The organism is Myroides profundi (assembly GCF_000833025.1).
Lineage (GTDB): Bacteria > Bacteroidota > Bacteroidia > Flavobacteriales > Flavobacteriaceae > Flavobacterium > Flavobacterium profundi_A.
Genome location: NZ_CP010817.1, coordinates 383,706 through 400,876, shown reverse-complemented (window position 1 = coordinate 400,876; position 17,171 = coordinate 383,706). Strand labels below are relative to the sequence as shown.

The 17,171-nt window shown below is 35.9% G+C and carries 15 protein-coding genes and 2 tRNA genes; 7 read left to right on the top strand and 10 right to left on the bottom strand.

Annotated elements, in window-relative coordinates; genetic code table 11:
- The first annotated feature begins 4 nt into the window (after nucleotides 1-4).
- The 3 genes from MPR_RS01845 (at nucleotide 5) to MPR_RS18685 (ending at nucleotide 3,587) form a co-directional block, all read left to right on the top strand.
- Nucleotides 5-2,239, top strand: coding sequence for a carboxy terminal-processing peptidase (locus tag MPR_RS01845; protein WP_041888662.1), 2,235 nt, complete (start codon nucleotides 5-7; stop codon nucleotides 2,237-2,239).
- Between the two features lies 1 nt (nucleotide 2,240).
- A complete protein-coding gene (locus MPR_RS01840) occupies nucleotides 2,241-3,326 on the top strand; it encodes an ABC transporter permease (protein WP_041888660.1) in 1,086 nt (361 codons plus the stop codon).
- 108 nt (nucleotides 3,327-3,434) lie between these two features.
- Nucleotides 3,435-3,587 carry a hypothetical protein gene (locus tag MPR_RS18685; protein WP_162484058.1) on the top strand — a complete coding sequence of 51 codons (153 nt, stop codon included), beginning with the start codon at nucleotides 3,435-3,437 and terminating at the stop codon, nucleotides 3,585-3,587.
- Between the two features lie 106 nt (nucleotides 3,588-3,693).
- On the opposite strand, the gene MPR_RS01835 is transcribed toward MPR_RS18685, so the two are convergent.
- From MPR_RS01835 to MPR_RS01820, 4 genes are all read right to left on the bottom strand, one after another.
- Nucleotides 3,694-4,584 carry a glycoside hydrolase family 25 protein gene (locus tag MPR_RS01835; protein WP_041888658.1) on the bottom strand — a complete coding sequence of 297 codons (891 nt, stop codon included), beginning with the start codon at nucleotides 4,582-4,584 and terminating at the stop codon, nucleotides 3,694-3,696.
- Nucleotides 4,585-4,650: 66 nt separating this feature from the next.
- Nucleotides 4,651-5,490: a mechanosensitive ion channel family protein gene (locus MPR_RS01830; protein WP_041888656.1), complete on the bottom strand. Its 840-nt coding sequence runs from the start codon at nucleotides 5,488-5,490 to the stop codon at nucleotides 4,651-4,653.
- 366 nt (nucleotides 5,491-5,856) lie between these two features.
- A tRNA-Leu gene (locus tag MPR_RS01825) sits at nucleotides 5,857-5,938 on the bottom strand.
- A gap of 186 nt (nucleotides 5,939-6,124) precedes the next feature.
- Nucleotides 6,125-6,206: transfer RNA gene (locus MPR_RS01820), tRNA-Leu, on the bottom strand.
- Nucleotides 6,207-6,338: 132 nt separating this feature from the next.
- On the opposite strand from MPR_RS01820, the gene MPR_RS01815 reads away from it, so the two are divergent.
- Complete coding sequence (locus tag MPR_RS01815; protein WP_041888654.1) at nucleotides 6,339-7,727, top strand: dipeptidase; 1,389 nt, start codon at nucleotides 6,339-6,341, stop codon at nucleotides 7,725-7,727.
- Between the two features lie 257 nt (nucleotides 7,728-7,984).
- Here MPR_RS01815 and MPR_RS01810 read toward each other — a convergent pair whose 3' ends face one another.
- Nucleotides 7,985-8,908, bottom strand: a complete 924-nt coding sequence (locus MPR_RS01810; protein WP_041888652.1) for a helix-turn-helix domain-containing protein — start codon at nucleotides 8,906-8,908, stop codon at nucleotides 7,985-7,987.
- A gap of 126 nt (nucleotides 8,909-9,034) precedes the next feature.
- Between MPR_RS01810 and MPR_RS01805 the strand changes: the two genes are divergently transcribed.
- Nucleotides 9,035-9,340: a cupin domain-containing protein gene (locus MPR_RS01805; protein WP_006257542.1), complete on the top strand. Its 306-nt coding sequence runs from the start codon at nucleotides 9,035-9,037 to the stop codon at nucleotides 9,338-9,340.
- A 44-nt stretch (nucleotides 9,341-9,384) separates the two neighbouring features.
- On the opposite strand, the gene MPR_RS01800 is transcribed toward MPR_RS01805, so the two are convergent.
- Nucleotides 9,385-10,635: a glycosyltransferase gene (locus MPR_RS01800; protein ID WP_041888650.1), complete on the bottom strand. Its 1,251-nt coding sequence runs from the start codon at nucleotides 10,633-10,635 to the stop codon at nucleotides 9,385-9,387.
- A 199-nt stretch (nucleotides 10,636-10,834) separates the two neighbouring features.
- Here MPR_RS01800 and MPR_RS01795 point away from each other — a divergent pair, with 199 nt between their 5' ends.
- Nucleotides 10,835-11,416: a MiaE family protein gene (locus MPR_RS01795; RefSeq protein ID WP_006257547.1), complete on the top strand. Its 582-nt coding sequence runs from the start codon at nucleotides 10,835-10,837 to the stop codon at nucleotides 11,414-11,416.
- Nucleotides 11,417-11,469: 53 nt separating this feature from the next.
- On the opposite strand, the gene MPR_RS01790 is transcribed toward MPR_RS01795, so the two are convergent.
- From MPR_RS01790 to MPR_RS01775, 4 genes are all read right to left on the bottom strand, one after another.
- Nucleotides 11,470-11,934, bottom strand: coding sequence for a hypothetical protein (locus MPR_RS01790; RefSeq protein WP_235280497.1), 465 nt, complete (start codon nucleotides 11,932-11,934; stop codon nucleotides 11,470-11,472).
- Between the two features lie 43 nt (nucleotides 11,935-11,977).
- Nucleotides 11,978-12,772 (bottom strand): DUF4261 domain-containing protein, encoded by a 795-nt coding sequence (locus tag MPR_RS01785; protein ID WP_041888645.1) that lies wholly within the window; start codon nucleotides 12,770-12,772, stop codon nucleotides 11,978-11,980.
- Nucleotides 12,773-13,007: 235 nt separating this feature from the next.
- Nucleotides 13,008-13,634 (bottom strand): DUF6266 family protein, encoded by a 627-nt coding sequence (locus MPR_RS01780; RefSeq protein WP_041888643.1) that lies wholly within the window; start codon nucleotides 13,632-13,634, stop codon nucleotides 13,008-13,010.
- Between the two features lie 337 nt (nucleotides 13,635-13,971).
- Nucleotides 13,972-15,045, bottom strand: coding sequence for a hypothetical protein (locus tag MPR_RS01775; RefSeq protein WP_041888642.1), 1,074 nt, complete (start codon nucleotides 15,043-15,045; stop codon nucleotides 13,972-13,974).
- A gap of 449 nt (nucleotides 15,046-15,494) precedes the next feature.
- Here MPR_RS01775 and MPR_RS01770 point away from each other — a divergent pair, with 449 nt between their 5' ends.
- Complete coding sequence (locus MPR_RS01770; RefSeq protein ID WP_041888641.1) at nucleotides 15,495-17,069, top strand: hypothetical protein; 1,575 nt, start codon at nucleotides 15,495-15,497, stop codon at nucleotides 17,067-17,069.
- Nucleotides 17,070-17,171 lie beyond the last annotated feature (102 nt).

Here is a 17,171-nt window from a genome sequence, read left to right as displayed (position 1 = left end):
ATTAATGAATACTTTTAAGCTATTTATGAAAAGAAATTATAAGGTTATACTTCTACTTATCGGAGTGTCTGCTCTTCTGTGGAGTTTTATGCCTAAACAGCAAAAAGATACGCCTGAAAAAGATCAGCTTCTTTTAGAATTAGTAACGTATATATTAGAAAATACACATTATAATCCGGCAAAGATTGATGACAAATTCTCTGCTACTGTATATAAAGAATATCTAAAAGCATTGGATCCAATGAAGAGATACTTCTTACAGTCAGATATTGATGAGTTTTCTAAATATGAATACTTGATCGACGACATGATTCAGTTAAAGGAACTTTCTTTCTTTGACCTGACTTATGAGCGTATTACTCAACGTATGAATGAAGCTAAAGGTATCTACACTGAGGTTCTTGAACAACCTTTTGAATTCGAATCAGACGATGTATTGAATGCTGACTATGACAATATCGGCTATGCTAAAGATGCTGAAGAATTAAAAGAGCGTTGGAAAAAACAACTAAAACTTAATGTCTTATCTACCATTACTGACAATCTTAAAATACAAGAAGGTAAAGTAGAGGAAGAAGAAGAGTTTGACGAGTTCGGTGAGCCTATCGTTAAAGAAGAAAAGAAAACAGATAAAAAAGCAAAAGACAAAAAGCCTGTTGAAAAGAAATCTTTTGAACAACTTGAAAAAGAGGCTCGTGAAAGTGCTTTAAAATCGTATGATGAAGTTTTCGAATTCATTAAAGATCTTGAGAGAAAAGACTGGTTCGCTATCTATTTAAACTCTATTGTAGAGCGTTTTGACCCGCATACTTTCTATTTTGCTCCTGAAGATAAGGAGAAGTTCGATGCTAGCATGAGTGGTAGCTTCGAAGGAATTGGTGCTGTTTTACGCAAAAAATCTGAAGGTGTAGAGATTAATGAACTTGTACCAGGTGGACCTGCTTGGAGAGGTAAAGAAATCGAAACAGGAGATATTATCCTTAAAGTTGGTCAGACTAAAGAGGAAGAGCCTATCGACATCGTTGGTATGCGTCTTGACAATGTTGTAAAACTGATCAAAGGGAAAAAGAACACTACAGTATTCTTAACGATTAAGAAAATAGACGGAACGATTAAGGTTATCCCTGTAATGCGTGAAGTTATCGAAATGGAAGAAACTTACGCTAAATCAAGTGTTATCCAAGATGGTGATAAAAAATACGGTATTATTCATTTACCTAAATTCTACATTGACTTTGAGAACAAAGACAGTCGTAACGCATTTACAGATGTAGAAAAAGAAATTAAAGAACTAAAACAACAGAATATAGACGGTATCATTATGGACCTTAGAAACAATGGTGGAGGTTCATTAGAGACAGTTATCAAAATGGTTGGGTTATTCTCTAAAGAAGGTCCTGTAGTACAGGTGAAATCTTCTAGAGGAAAACAAAAAGTACTAGATGATAAAGATACCCCTATCGTATGGGAAGGCCCATTAGTTGTATTAGTGAATAACTTCTCCGCTTCTGCTTCTGAAATCTTTGCAGCAGCTATCCAAGATTATAAGCGTGGAGTTATCATTGGTAGTAAACACACGTATGGTAAAGGAACTGTACAGAACTTAATAACACTTAATGACCTATTAAGAAAACAACCTTATGGCGATCTAGGTGCTTTAAAAGTAACACTACAGAAGTTCTACCGTATCAATGGTGGTTCTACTCAACGCGAAGGAGTACTGAGTGATATCGTATTACCAGACAGATATTCTTATATCGACATGGGAGAAAGAGATATGGATAACGCAATGCCTTGGGACAAGATAGAAAGAGCTACTTATACTCCGTATAACAATGATTTCTCTGCTGTCATCAAGTCAAGTAAAGAGCGTATTGCACTAAATGAGCAATTCAAATTGATTGACGAGAACGCACAATGGATCAATGAAAGAAAAGATGAAAAACAAGTTCCTTTAAGCCTTGAGAAGTACCGTGCAAAACAAAAAGAAGTAGAAGAAAAAGCTAAAAAATTCAAAGCTATTTCTAAATATAAAAACGAATTAAAATTTACTTCTTTACCTAGTGAATTAACTAGAATCAAGAATGATACAATACTTGAAAGCAAAAGAGATAGATGGCATGAAATGCTAAATGGCGATGTCTATATCGAAGAAGGTGTAAAAATCTTAAAAGACTTAGACACAAAGAAAATATATAAAGTAAGTGGTGATAAAAACAACGTAAGTTCTAAATTATAGAATGTCTCACACTAGCAAATCATATACACAGATTGCGCTCCAAAAATTCAAACAAGATTTTTGGGGCGTTTTGTGTTTTTGGATTATTATAAGCATTGCTATAGTAGCAGCCTTTGCTTACTTCATTATCCCTGACAACTCTAAGAATGCTAACGCAGGAGACCTTGCCCTTCGTTCTCAGAGTCCAGGTTTTACAGTATCTACTATCACTATTCCTACAGACACAGATCGCACCTGGAGTGAGCTTTGGTTTGGAAGAGAAGAAGCTGCTAGATTTATCCCTATTAGTGAATATCACATTACTAACGATACCCTATTCTATAAGGGGTATAGTAACCAACCACAACTAGAAGAAACTAAAAGCATAGCGCTGAGTTCTTTAAACAACGCTAAAGAATCCGAGATTATCAAACAAAAGAAGTATTGGCTAGGTACAGATAACCAAGGAAGAGACTACCTAAGCAGACTAGTTATTGGTGCTCGCGTATCTTTATCTATAGGCTTTGTAGCTGTACTAATCTCTCTAGTGATAGGTATCACATTAGGCGCTATAGCAGGTTACTTTGGCGGAAAGATAGATGCCTTTATTCTTTGGTTAATTAATGTGTTTTGGTCTATACCTACCCTACTGCTAGTGATTGCCATTACTTTAGCCTTAGGCAAAGGTTTTTGGCAAGTATTCATCGCTGTTGGACTAACGATGTGGGTAGAAGTAGCACGTGTAGTCAGAGGACAAGTAATCAGTGTAAAAGAACAACAATACATAACTGCTGCCCATGCTTTAGGCTATTCTAACTACAGAATCATTACTAAGCACATCTTGCCAAACTGTATGGCTCCAGTCATCGTAATTTCAGCTGCTAACTTTGCTTCTGCCATCTTAGTAGAGAGTGGACTAAGTTTCTTAGGATTAGGAACACAAGTACCTACACCTAGTTGGGGTGCCATGATTAAAGAAAACTACAACTACATCTTATTAGGCAAACCTTATTTAGCCTTATTACCTGGCTTTGCTATGTTTGTACTAGTGATAAGTTTTATGCTGATAGGCAATGCCCTAAGGGATGCCCTTGATGTTAGAAAATAACATCACATCCTTATTTTTTCCTTATTATCCTGGAATAAGTGATAGACATATAAACGAAAAAGAATTATACAAAGTAGGGCTGAATTAGTAATAAAAGTACACCATAATATGGTTTTAGAGCTAATGAAAGAGCTACGAAGTAGAATGGCTTTATCGTATTTGGCTAACGCTGATTCTAGAATTATACACAATGTCAAAGAACATACCATAAGTCATTACTTACAGTGTATCCAATCTAAATCAGATACAGCACAAAAGTAAATAACCTTATTTATGTTCTTTTCAATATTGCTCATAACGCCCTATTATGACGATAATGAGTGTATATGGTAGCAGAAAGTGGGACACTGTACACCCTAAAAGAACTTTAAGGCACAAGTAACTCTCGTATATCTGCCTTATTCCCATTATAGATATTTAAGTCTACCTTACCATCTATTCCATTGATAACCCCTTTTTCTGTAAATTGCCAGAAATGCCAGTCAGGCTTTATTTCTTCAACAAAGAAGTTATAATTAGCAATCCATAGTACATGATCAGGGAACCATGCTTTAAGATGATGTGTATAGTAATTCTCTCCCGAGTACAAGATCGGTTTTACTTTATAATGCGCTTCTACTAGCTTGATCCAGTTCTGCAGTCCTTTTCTAAGGTTCTCCATAGACTGTTCTTTAGGCATATCCTCTATATCTAATACAGGAGGAAAGTCTCCCTCTGATATTTTCACTAGCTTGATAAAGTTTTCTGCTTGTTCTGTCGAATTTTCATCAGGACGATAATAGTGATATGCCCCTCTAATAAAGTGATTTGCTCTAGCGCCTTTCCAGTTTAGATGAAAAGCTTTGTCCTTGCCATCTTTACCCATAGTCGCTCTAATAAACACAAAGTCAAGAGAAGCTTTACCAGCCACAGAATCCACTACCTTCCAATCAATCACCCCTTGATAATGGGACACATCGAAACCGACTAGCATACTGTCATGTCTATTCAACACCTCTACAGTACGCACATCATAGATAGACTTACCTTCTGACTTGTCATTTGAGCTAAAGAAATAGCGTATTCCCTCTCTAAAATGTAGCCCAAACCAAATACCTATCCCCACTAATACCACGATGATGACCACCCACTTCACAGTAGTCCATGTAGATGATTTAGCACTCTTCTTTTTAGAAGGTTTTCGTTTTATTGGAGGTTTTCTCTTTGGTCTAGCCCCCACAGCAGACATAGGATTTGAATTAGTTTTATTAGAAGCCATCTCTCTTTAGAAAAAAGCAAAATTAATCCTTTTATTGATATTGAATACTTCTAGAAGCTATAACTTTTACATAGACTCAGCACCTTGTTTTAACTTGAGTACAGGTACAGGTAGTTCTATATTATTCGCTTTGAATTTCTTGTCTATTTCAAAACGAATCTCACTACCGATACGATCGTTATCAAAAGCGTTATCTATAAAATAATACAAGATAAAACGGATTGAAGATTCTCCGAACTCATCTATAAACACTATAGGTTTAGGCATTTTTAACACCTCATCATTATCCTCAACACATGATAACAGCACAGATTTGACTAACTCTACATCCGTCCCTATAAACGCACCTACATTAATTCTAGCACGTATCACAGGATCCTCATGCGTCCAGTTATTCATAATATCGTCTATCAGTTTTCTATTCGGTATCACGATATCCTTTCTATTACGCGTCTCAGCGATAGTACATCTAAGGTTAATGACCTTCACACGAGCTACCTCTCCTCTGATCTCTACTACATCACCAACGTTCAATGTCTTGTCAAACAAAATGTAGATACCTGCTATCAAATCTCTAAAAATATCTTGTAGTGCAAATCCCAAACCAACAAATAGAGCGGCTGAAGTAGTCAAAAACATACTGATATTTATCCCTACTACATTCAGGATAAAGAAAATCATAATCAGGTAAATAAAGTAATTAATAAAATTAAAAACACTTCCTAGCCTAGCTGCTACATCAGGAGTAGCCATACGTATAAATGCTTTTTTCAACAGCCTCACCCCTACATTAGTAATCATAAGCGTGAATGCGATAAATAATAAGGTACCTATTGTAATACTGATAGACTTACTCGTATATAATTCAAACTCTAATACAGTTGCCAGCAAATTTTTTAATTCCATTCCTTTTTCCTTGATTAATCCTTAGACATTATAATTTAGACTCCACTTCACACAAAAGTCACACCATTCGTCCAAATTCAATATTTAAAGAATGAAATTTACAAAAAAAGAAGATACATAATTTCTAATCAATGATAATATCAAGAAACATTTTTTCTCAAAGTAGACACTAATAAAAGTATATCTATATCAAAATGATGGAGAGAATCTTGTATTTGATGATTGTATCGCCCCAGAACAATCAATTGATTTGATAATTGCTAATCTTACTCCTAAAGGTAACTTAATAGATAGCTGTTGGGAAAGTTAATTAAGCCATAACTTTACATCAATAAAAAAGCCCCTTCAACTGAAGAGGCTTTTCTGTGCGGGTAAAAGGACTCGAACCTTCACACCTTGCGGCACCAGATCCTAAGTCTGGCGTGTCTACCAATTTCACCATACCCGCGAATCAGTGGAACATCCTGTTCCTTTAAGACGTGGCAAATATAATAGATTTTTTTGCTTAAAAACAAATCTTAAATAATAAAAAAAATCATTTATTTTTAAAACTCTTATACAGAGACTTTTAAAAGTAAATGATTCCTAAAATAATTCCATAAAAAAAGCCTCTTCGTTTGAAGAGGCTTCTTTGTGCGGGTAAAAGGACTCGAACCTTCACACCTTGCGGCACCAGATCCTAAGTCTGGCGTGTCTACCAATTTCACCATACCCGCGAAATCTAGTGGAACATCCTGTTCCTTTAAGACGTTGCAAATATACAACAGGTTTTTTTATCTGCAAGAAAAAAATTGTATTTTTTTATTCTTAGCTTTGTGAGTAACAAAATCAATGTATCCTTTTATATTATGAAAGATTCAAAACAATTTGTTCAAGAAAACAAGCAACGTCTTTTAGATGAGCTAATTGAACTATTAAAAAAGCCGTCTATCAGTGCTGATAGCGCTTATTCTCAAGATGTAATCAACACTGCTGAAGCAGTAAAAGAAAGTTTAGAAAAAGCAGGATGTGATATAGTAGAATTATGCGAAACACCTGGTTATCCTATCGTTTATGGTGAGAAAATCATCGATCCAGCTCTTCCTACAGTATTAGTTTATGGACACTATGATGTGCAACCTGCTGATCCTATTGAGTTATGGACTTCTCCTCCATTCGAACCTGTAATCAAAACAACAGATTTACACCCAGAAGGAGCAATCTTCGCTCGTGGAGCTTGTGACGATAAAGGGCAAATGTATATGCACGTAAAAGCGTTCGAATACATGATTGCTAACGATGCATTACCATGTAACGTGAAGTTCATGATCGAAGGAGAAGAAGAAGTTGGTTCTGTAAGTTTAGGATGGTTCGTAAAAAGAAACCAAGAGAAACTTAAGAATGACGTTATCTTAATCTCTGATACAGGAATGATCTCTAATGAGCAACCTTCTATCACGACAGGATTAAGAGGATTGAGCTATGTAGAAGTAGAAGTAACTGGACCTAACAGAGACTTACACTCAGGATTATACGGAGGAGCTGTAGCGAACCCTATTAACGTATTGACGAAGATGATTGCTTCTCTTCACGATGAGAACAACCATATCACAGTACCAGGATTCTATGATAAAGTAGAAGAATTATCACGCGAAGAAAGAGACGAAATGGCTAAACGTCCATTCTCTTTAGAAGACTACAAACAAAAACTTGATATTGACGATGTATACGGAGAAGCAGGTTATACGACTAATGAGCGTAACTCTATCCGTCCTACATTAGACGTGAATGGTATTTGGGGAGGTTATACTGGTGAAGGTGCTAAAACAGTTATTGCTAGTAAAGCTTTTGCTAAAATCTCTATGCGTCTTGTACCAAACCAAGAGTGGGAAGAAATCACGGAACTATTCAAAAAACACTTCGAAAGCATCGCTCCTGCAGGAGTACGTGTAGAAGTAAAACCTCATCACGGAGGACAAGGATATGTGACTCCTATCGACTCTATCGGATACCAAGCTGCTTCTAAAGCATACACAGATACATTCGGAGTAACACCTATTCCAGTACGTTCAGGAGGAAGTATTCCTATCGTAGCTTTATTCGAAGAAGAATTAGGTTCTAAATCGGTAATGATGGGATTCGGATTAGACACTGATGCAATCCACTCTCCTAACGAACACTTCGGAGTATTCAACTACCTAAAAGGTATTGAGACTATTCCATTGTTCTACAAATACTATACTGAAATGATGAAATAATCCATCATTAACTATAATACTAGAGCGAGTAAGAGATTACTCGCTTTTTTTATGCCTTTTTTCTTCCCCTTCATTCTAGTGATAACGATAAAATAGAATCACAATCGCATACTGATCGCATTAAAAACATCCTAAACTATGCGACCGCTATGTAATCACTATCCGATAACTATGCGATAAGGACATAAAAAATGCAATAACGAGTACCCTGACAGCGTCTTCTGTACTCCATTAGTTTATGTTATATTTTTAGGGAATTATATAAAAGTACTAGGTGATACACCGAACTTCTTTTTAAACATCGTAGAGAAGTGTGCATAGTTCTTATAGCCAACTGATCTAGCTACCTCCTCTATACTATAGGTTCCCTTAGAGAAGGACGTTAATAAACGATATGCTTCATTCATTCTCATCTCTAATACATACTCGTGAATAGTCATCCCAAAGCACTGCTTAAACCCTGCTTGTAGTTTCGTACGATTCATTCCTATAAGTATCGCTAATTCTTCTATAGTATGTTTTAAATGACTCTCTTGTTCTAAGAGCGTCTTTAGGTCATATAATCTACTTACATCTTGAGTATGTATGCGCTGAGCGTGATTTTGGTCTACATCAGATTGTACCTGATTTAACTGTAATGCCAATAGCAACATTACTTTGCCCTCGATAAACAAATCTTTTACCATACCAGTATAAGGACACGTATTGATCTCATAAATGAGTTGTTTCATCTCAGGAGTGATCATGAAGCTATCCTCACCTAATACAGCAATTTCACCGAGAGACATCTTTTTTAAGAATTGATAGCTCTCCTTAGACTCCTCTTTCAAGTTGCGGGTTAACCAACTTTCTCCTATTTCGATCTCACAGCTTATAGCACTATCACATATAGGATCATATAGATAACCATCTAATACTGGCAGATAAAATAAGGTACACTTTCCTACTTCTGTATAGATAGATGACTTCTGTTGATATCGTGCCTTGTACTCCGTATACCCTTTATCTAGCTCATAATGGAGTTGTATATAAGGCTGTTTCTTATACACATACGTCTTACTCGCAGTCTGTTGAGTACTCTGATAAAAGTGCAGATCCAAGTCTTCTGTACACAATTGTCTATGCAGCTGTACATACCCTTCTCCACTTCTATAGTCATCAAATCCTAATCCTACTCTCATACACGATCTTATTATTGCAAAAAACAAACATCATACTGCAAAAACCAGACGTATACCTCTTTAGCTTTGCTTAGTTGTTTTTACTAATTCTAAATAACAAAGATAATACATCTAAAATAGACTCAAATGAATAAAATAAACTTAGCTCAAGAATCAGATTCTTTAAAAGACTTTTGGCAATTAAAGAACTTAGGAAATATCAATGATCACACCATCAATTTAATTAAACTACAAGGAGAATTTGAATGGCATTCACATGACCATGAAGACAAACTATTTATGGTAGTAGATGGAATCCTAGAACTTCACTTTAGAGATAAAGTCATTACTCTTCACCCTAACGAATGCATTATTGTCCCAAAGGGAGTAGAAAATAAACCTGTGGGAAAAGAAGAAGTTACTCTGATGCTTTTTGAACCTAATAGAATGTAGTAGATAGTGAGTTGTTGTCGCGGATTATTATAATCCGTGGCACGCTATCTACTCGTTTTCTCTTGTATCCACATCCCAAAGAATTTACTACTCTGTACACTGTGATGTCTTAGTACTTCACTTATAAAGTTGGCTCTACGCGTCTCTTTTAGATTGCTAAACATAGTATTGACAGCACTATAAAATAAGTCTCCATAATACTTACTATCATAATTCGCCTTGATAAGCTTCACCCCATATTCTTGCTTCTCTTTCCATAAAGATTCCGTTGTATAAAGCTCTACTGCTCTATCTACGAATTCTTCTACATCATCTGTGATAAAACCATTCCATTCATATTCCCCACGCATTGCCTCTCCACCTACAGACGAAGACACAGAAGGTGTACCCACTCTCATAGCATCAATAAACTTCCCTTTAATACCTGCTCCAAATGGTATAGGAGCTAACATTACTCTAGCATCACTAATGACCTCTAGGGCATCATCTGCTCTACCGTGTACTAAGAACTTATCACGCTCATTGTGTAGTTGCATCACTTTAGGAGACGGATAAGCTCCATAAATATGCATTCTTGTCTGTGGTAACTTCTTGCGCAACAGCGGCCATATTACAGTCTTTAATCTAAGAACAGTCTGCCAATTCGGCTCGTGAATAAAGTTCCCTATAAACACAAAGTCCTCTCTCTCCTCATATCCTTTCCAATTACTAATATCCTCTGACGTAACCTCTTCTTCCATAAAAGGGATAAACAACAGCGCATTTGGTAATATATGGAACTTCTCTACCAATAACTTATACTCATACTCTGATATAATCAAAGTCAAATCACATCTCAGTATACTAGCTAGCTCACGTTTAGTACGTTCACTGTATAAATATTCTTCTATATCCTGACCTCCTTTTTTCTGCATCTCCTGACGAGCAAATCGAAGGAAGTGTAAGTCTTCCGTATCTAATATCGTCATCGCATCAGGACATTGTTCTGTCACACGCCATCCGAACTGCTCCTCTATCATAAAGCGATCATACATCACTACATCAGGCATCAGATCAGCTAATACCTCATCTGTACGTACATCATTTAACCACAACTCTACTTCAGTCACCCCATAACAAGACAAATCATCACTCACCTCAGACTTTTTCGCTGTACTCCCGAAGTAGATCTGCATCCCCCAGTCTTTAAAACATTGCAGTAGCTGAAGCATGCGCTTCCCCGCTGCAGAGGATTTAGACTCTGGCCATACAGGTCCAATAACTAATATTTTCTTTCCGGATAAATTGTGTTTCATTCTACAAAAATACTTGTTCTTAAATCAATACGACACAAAACTATATGCAATAACATATAATCTACCATTAAAACACACTTTTATATGCAATAACATATAATACAGATAAAAGTAGCTCTCTTATAGCGATAGGATAATCCAATAATACAGTATGTTACTATCTAATAATTGCTATTTTTGCATAAAACGAAAAGGAATTATGCTTGGATTAAAACTATTAACAGACCCTCGATGGGCAGATATCGCTGAGTCTAACTTAGAAGAGATATTAACAGATCACTGCTGGTGTGAACAAAAGGCAGCTACGAACGCCATCACACTGATTACGTATAACTCAGAGCACGAAGACTTAGTGACTGCGATGACGGAGATTGCTATCGAAGAGATGCAACACTTCCAGATGGTACATAACATCATTAAAGAGCGTGGATACACACTAGGTAGAGAACGCAAAGATGACTATGTAGGTCAGCTATATAAATTCTCTAAGAAAGACGGTAGCCGTAATGAGTGCTTTATTGATAAACTATTATTCGCTGCGATGATAGAAGCGAGAAGTTGTGAACGTTTTAGAACACTATCTCAAAACATCAAAGATGAAGAGCTAGCGAAGTTCTATCATGAACTGATGGTATCAGAAGCAAATCACTATACTACATTCTTAAAGTTCGCTAAGAAATACACAGAGAAAGTAGATGTAGACAAGCGTTGGAAAGAATGGCTTGAGTTCGAAGGAGAACTAATCCAGTCATACGGAAACAAAGAACATATACACGGATAATAGTAAAGAGCTTCAGCTGATAAACTGAGGCTCTTTATCATTTATATCATCTCCTAGAAACCTATTTTCAACTTTGGATATACACTATCATTACCACTAAGACGTATTTTGATATTCAGATTAAAACCTTTTATAACAGGTATCTTATCCTCATTAAAAGGAATACCATATCCCAATCCTATATCCATCAAATTCAATAATGATATACCTACTTGTGGCTGTACATGCTTAGTAGAGGCTTTTGCCCCGTAGAACAATAGTCCATTACTCTTTGTAACATCCACATAGGGCAACCAATGCCATTCCTTGTGATAAGGAGTAGCCAATACACCACCTCCTACAAAGAGCCATCTCTCATCAGAACTCAATATATCATACTCCACTCCTAGCTGAATCATGCTATGCGTCCCTTGATTATACCCTACATTAAATATAGGCTTATAATCAGAATTACTGCGCTGCCCCCAGCCTGATACAGTCATAAGGCAAACTCCTAAAACAACACTTAACTTCTTCATAATAGTTCCTTATTATTAATATACTTAAAAATAACGAACCTTATTACAAGCCTAGCTTTAATGTCTGTCCATCTAAATTTAATCCCTCAGATAAGACAATTTTAATCTTTTGCTCTGCAGTATAACCAAATGTTTCTCCATCATTAAACACAACATTATTTTCAAGAACATAACAACATACATTACATAAAAAACTAAATGCGTCCTCAGTATCCATTTTTGTCTTAATAATCTCGAGTTCTCTAAAACCAAATTCTTCCATACCGTAAGTGTACAGATTAGTACCGTCATCCTTTATTTGTATACCTATATATACCCAGAGTGTTAGTGGAGTATCTCCCTCTTTTAGCATATCATAATAACTCAAGTATTCCTCTCTATTTATTAATAATGTCTGCCCCCCTTGATAGACTCCTACTGCATTAGATGTCGCTAGTATACTATACAGGATTTTAGACAGTAAAGTATATCGTTCGTATGTACTCTTATCACTTACCATTACACTCACGATTACATGGCCTGTCATCCCCTCTAGATCATCCATCACAGTAGGCCAACTATAAGTATACTTGGCAGTAGCTTGTATATCTTCATTAGGTATAGCTGCGGGCATATATGCTATGGCGATCATACTTCCATCCACAGTCAATATAGCTGTATCATCACTATAACCGTCTCCTTCTACAGTCATCTTCCACTCTTCTTTCAGATGCTTAATGATAAGTTCAATATTATATCTATCGCCATTCTTAAACATTGGCATTGATAAGAGTAACTTACTTTCAGTTTCTCTTTCTTGTATTACATCTTTTTTCTTAAAGAAGTCAAATAGTCCCATAGTTATTCTAATTAATTTTATAGCAATAAATATAACGACTAAAAACTAAAATACTATATCTCTCTTTACACTGAATATTTCAAAATATACTGACTGAGTCAATATATGCTAATGTGATAAAGAATAACCTAAATATAAACAAAACACAAGTACATACAAGAATAAAGCCTACCGTACTAAAGATAAAGAGAGCCTGAGTTATCCCCAGGCTCTTCTTCATTCATCTTCACACAGTCTACCCTACCTTTAAGAAAGCACTTGTGCTACTATACTTTTTAGCCTCATCTACTATGATTAGCCACACTGAGTTATTCTTAGTCCACTCAGCAGGGATATTAGCAGAGAGCGTACCCGCCTTACGATTAGCTTGATTCTCTATCACGTAGAACTGGTTAGCATCTTGATTATACACCACGAAGATCATCTCATCTTTCTCCTTCGCTAATCCTACTCCTACATCAGACTTCCAATTCACAGTAAGCTTAGCATTCTCTATCTTCACATCACTTACGATAGGTACAGGCAATACCCCTTTAGTGATCACTACCTTAGCATAGTCTATAGCTAACTTACCATCTTTCTCTACTACTGTTTCTAGTAATTGATAAGACATCGCTAAGTTGGTTCTAGACTTAGCCCCTTGATACTCTCCGAAGTATTTCCCAGTCAATTTATTCAATGGAGATAAAAACTCTGCAACTAATTTAAACTTCGCACGTTGTTTAAGCTGTCCTTCTGTAGCAGCTTTACCACTCTTTTTTGGCAAGCTTCGAATGATGTTTTTACCTCTCCAGTTTACCCCTACTACAGTACCTACTTTTCCTTGTACTCCTCCTAAAATTCCTTTTTTAATTTCTGCCATGATTTCTAATTTTTTAAAATGGTTATTAATTATGATATCAGATTATTACTCAGTAGCTACTCTATCGCTTAATCTTCTGATACAAAACTATTTCATTTCAAAAAATTTATTTTAAATCATGACTTTTTTGACCACAGATGACCTCTTCTAGTCACTTATGGCCGCATATAGTGGGACACTATTGCCCTTGATTCTATATATAAAAAGAGACCATCATGTCTCTATTCTTAGCATCACAACTATATAGATACAAAAAGGCCTTACTAGTATAGAACAGTAAGGCCTTTTCTTCCCTTTAAAAATATATAAACAATTCTTCTTTCTATAAAGCTATTACTTAGAATTTTTTAACAGCTTCAGTAGTCATAAAATATCCATTATATAATAACTTCATCTCTTTATCACCAAAGGCTTTAAAGTCAAACTCTCCTTGACTCACAACACCTTTTTTCCCAGCCCCAATCCCATCATTTGGAATCACTAAGCCATTAGTTTTTAATGCAATATTAGTCAATTGGCTCTCTTTTACTGAATATGATTTTGGTTCTTCTCCAGCTAACATCAAAAAAACATCTCTTACGATCCATTCATTTGAATTCTTCAAAGAAACACGTTGACCAAAATCAACAACTTCATTCTTATTATTTAACTTTATCGTAGGATTTGGAATCCATATAGTAATATTAATGTGATTTAAATTTTCTCCATCTATATTCCAACCGCTGATTTCTACAGCATTCATCGCTTTTCCGTCCAAAAGAAACACTCTATCCTTAACACCTGACTTATAAGTATACTGAATGATATCAAAATTTAACTCATGAATCTCATAATTTTTATTTCCTATCCAGAAATAACCTGTCTCTCCAAGTACTTCTACAGTGATCTTATTACTCTCTTTATAACCTTCTGCACCTTTAGCTATGAAAGTATGTACTCCTACCTCTGTCGGAATATATTCAGTTCCTTCGATTACTTTTCCACTCTCCACATGATATATGTCTGCAGATACAGTCTCTTTAGTATCATTTAATACTTCGAAGATGATTTTATTCCCCACTACTACAGCACTTTCCTTTGCAGATAGATTTAAGCTTCTTAAACCTTTTACCTGAACGTTTACAACCTTGCTAGAAGTATACCCCGCCTTCTTCGCTACGATTTTAAAATCACCTTCCTTAGTAAACTCATATAGAGCATTCACTTGGATATCATTGATGAATACTCTAGCATCTTTCACCTCGTTTCCTTTCTCTCCTTCTACCTTGATAGACACCTTATCACCTACGTAATAATTCTTCTGTTCAATCTTTACGACTAATTCCCCTAATTTCCCATCATCTATCACCGCATTATCATCACTGCTACATGATGCCAATAGAGATAAACCTAGAAATAAAATTCTTTTCATAACTTTTTTTAAATAAATAATTTTAATTACAAATTAACAAAATTCACTTTTTATTAACTAAAACAAATCAAACATCACACATAGTAATTACTTATTTTTTAAACAAACCCTATTAATTCATAGAATTTTAACGTAAAAACAAGGAGACAGGAGACAACAAATAATATCATTCCTCACATACATCATACTAAAAAGTATAATATTCAAACATTTATTAATAAACATTAGAACGAATAATTCCTGTTATTTCGAATATCACACATAATTAACTAACTGTATACCAATACAATTAATACCAAAAAATCGCTCTAAACAGATCAACATCATTAATTGTATTTATTATCATTATATTCATTATAAAATGATGAAGATAATTCCTATCTTCATCTCTCTATAGAGCCAATAATTACTTACTTTTGTTATAATAAAACATTACTAATTCACCGATTATGAAGTTTATCCCTCTAGCAGAGATAAAGCACTTATTACCAGAGGACTGTTGGTATAAGCATGAGAATCTAGACTTGCCTATCTTATATTACGAAGGGCATCAGCAGTGGGAAGATCCACTAAACCTAGATACAATCTCAGCCCAACATTACACTGATGATCTTATCCCGTTTATTCTTATAAATGGTAACCTTACTGTACCCCAAATTTTCAATGCTAATACAGAAGCCTCTACAGGTCTAGTCGTACTTGGCAGCCTAACTACTAACAATATAGCAGTAGGAGGACAAGGCATCTATGTCAAAAGAAACCTAAATGTAGCTGAGGTGTTTTGGGGTGATTATAATCATGGAGAACTTATCGTAGGGGGTACCATACGCGCCAGACTGTTTATCAATACAGACTATGGTGTAGACGACTATCGCTTCAGTATGAAAGAGCGCATAGAGATAGACTTCTTGCTAAACCATGACTTAGAACGAGACGTAGCAGAGCCTACAGTCTTATTTCATTTGATTAGACCTGAGTTTCTTTATAAAAAAGAAGAACTAGACGATACCATATATTCTTGGGCGAATTGGCTTCGTACAGATGCTATCTTACACGCATTAGCACAGAACCAATCGATTCTATTAGAAACGCCTAACCCTGCTTATGCAGATGAGAAATACCCATTTGCGTTTGCGAACAAAGACGTGAACCTAGACAATCTAATGAAGCTAGCAGGTGGTAGTATCTTTAATCAAGATCATATCCCTACAGGCGAAGAGATCATCATAGACTATGCAGAAGAGGATATGTATAAGCGTATCACATTTACGAATGGTAACTCGTACACTACATCTGTGTACTTTCAGTACCAAGACTTATACGCTATGCTAGTCACGATAGAGAAGAAGAAGTCTCTACTTCCATTCTCTAAAGACTACGCCTTACAGACCTTCTATAGATATCCTACAGAACAGGATCAGACTTGGCAACCGATGGTGAATACCAGTATAGCCGAATCGCTGACTATAGAATGGGAGAAGCTATTAGTAGAGTACAGTGATATGATCGGTATCTATAATAAAAAACAGAAGATCATCACGGTAGCTAACTTTAACGATATCATGAAGCGCCCTGTCGTACAGCGACTAGGTCAGCGATACTATGAGCAGGAAGACTCTACGATATTCTACTGTGGACAGCAGTGGAGATTCAGACTAGAGGACAAAGCTGCTGGGCATGCTCCACGTATCACGATACAGAACTACCTCGGCAAAGGCAAAAATGGAGAGAACCAATACGAGTACTTCCACTATGAGCTAGAGCAAGATCCTGACCCAAAAGGCAAGCCTTACATACAGCTGTATTACCAACGTGAGATCAGCCCAGAGGCAGATGTATTCTTCTTAGAAGTATCTACCCGCAGACGTATGCTAAAAGCGATTAACTACTTCGTCTATCTGCAGAAGTACATCGAACGTGTATGGATAAAAGAAGAGGTCATCCTCACCGATGAAGAAATAAAACTACGCGAAGCCATAGAGAAAGGTAACACCTATCTTAAAAGCATCCTAGGACACCGATAATAAAAAACGAGACCAGTGGTCTCGTTTTTTATTGTTATATCTTACTCTATATGCAAAGTAAGCCTTATTATCTCTATCTACTCATTTTCTTATTACGTGTAA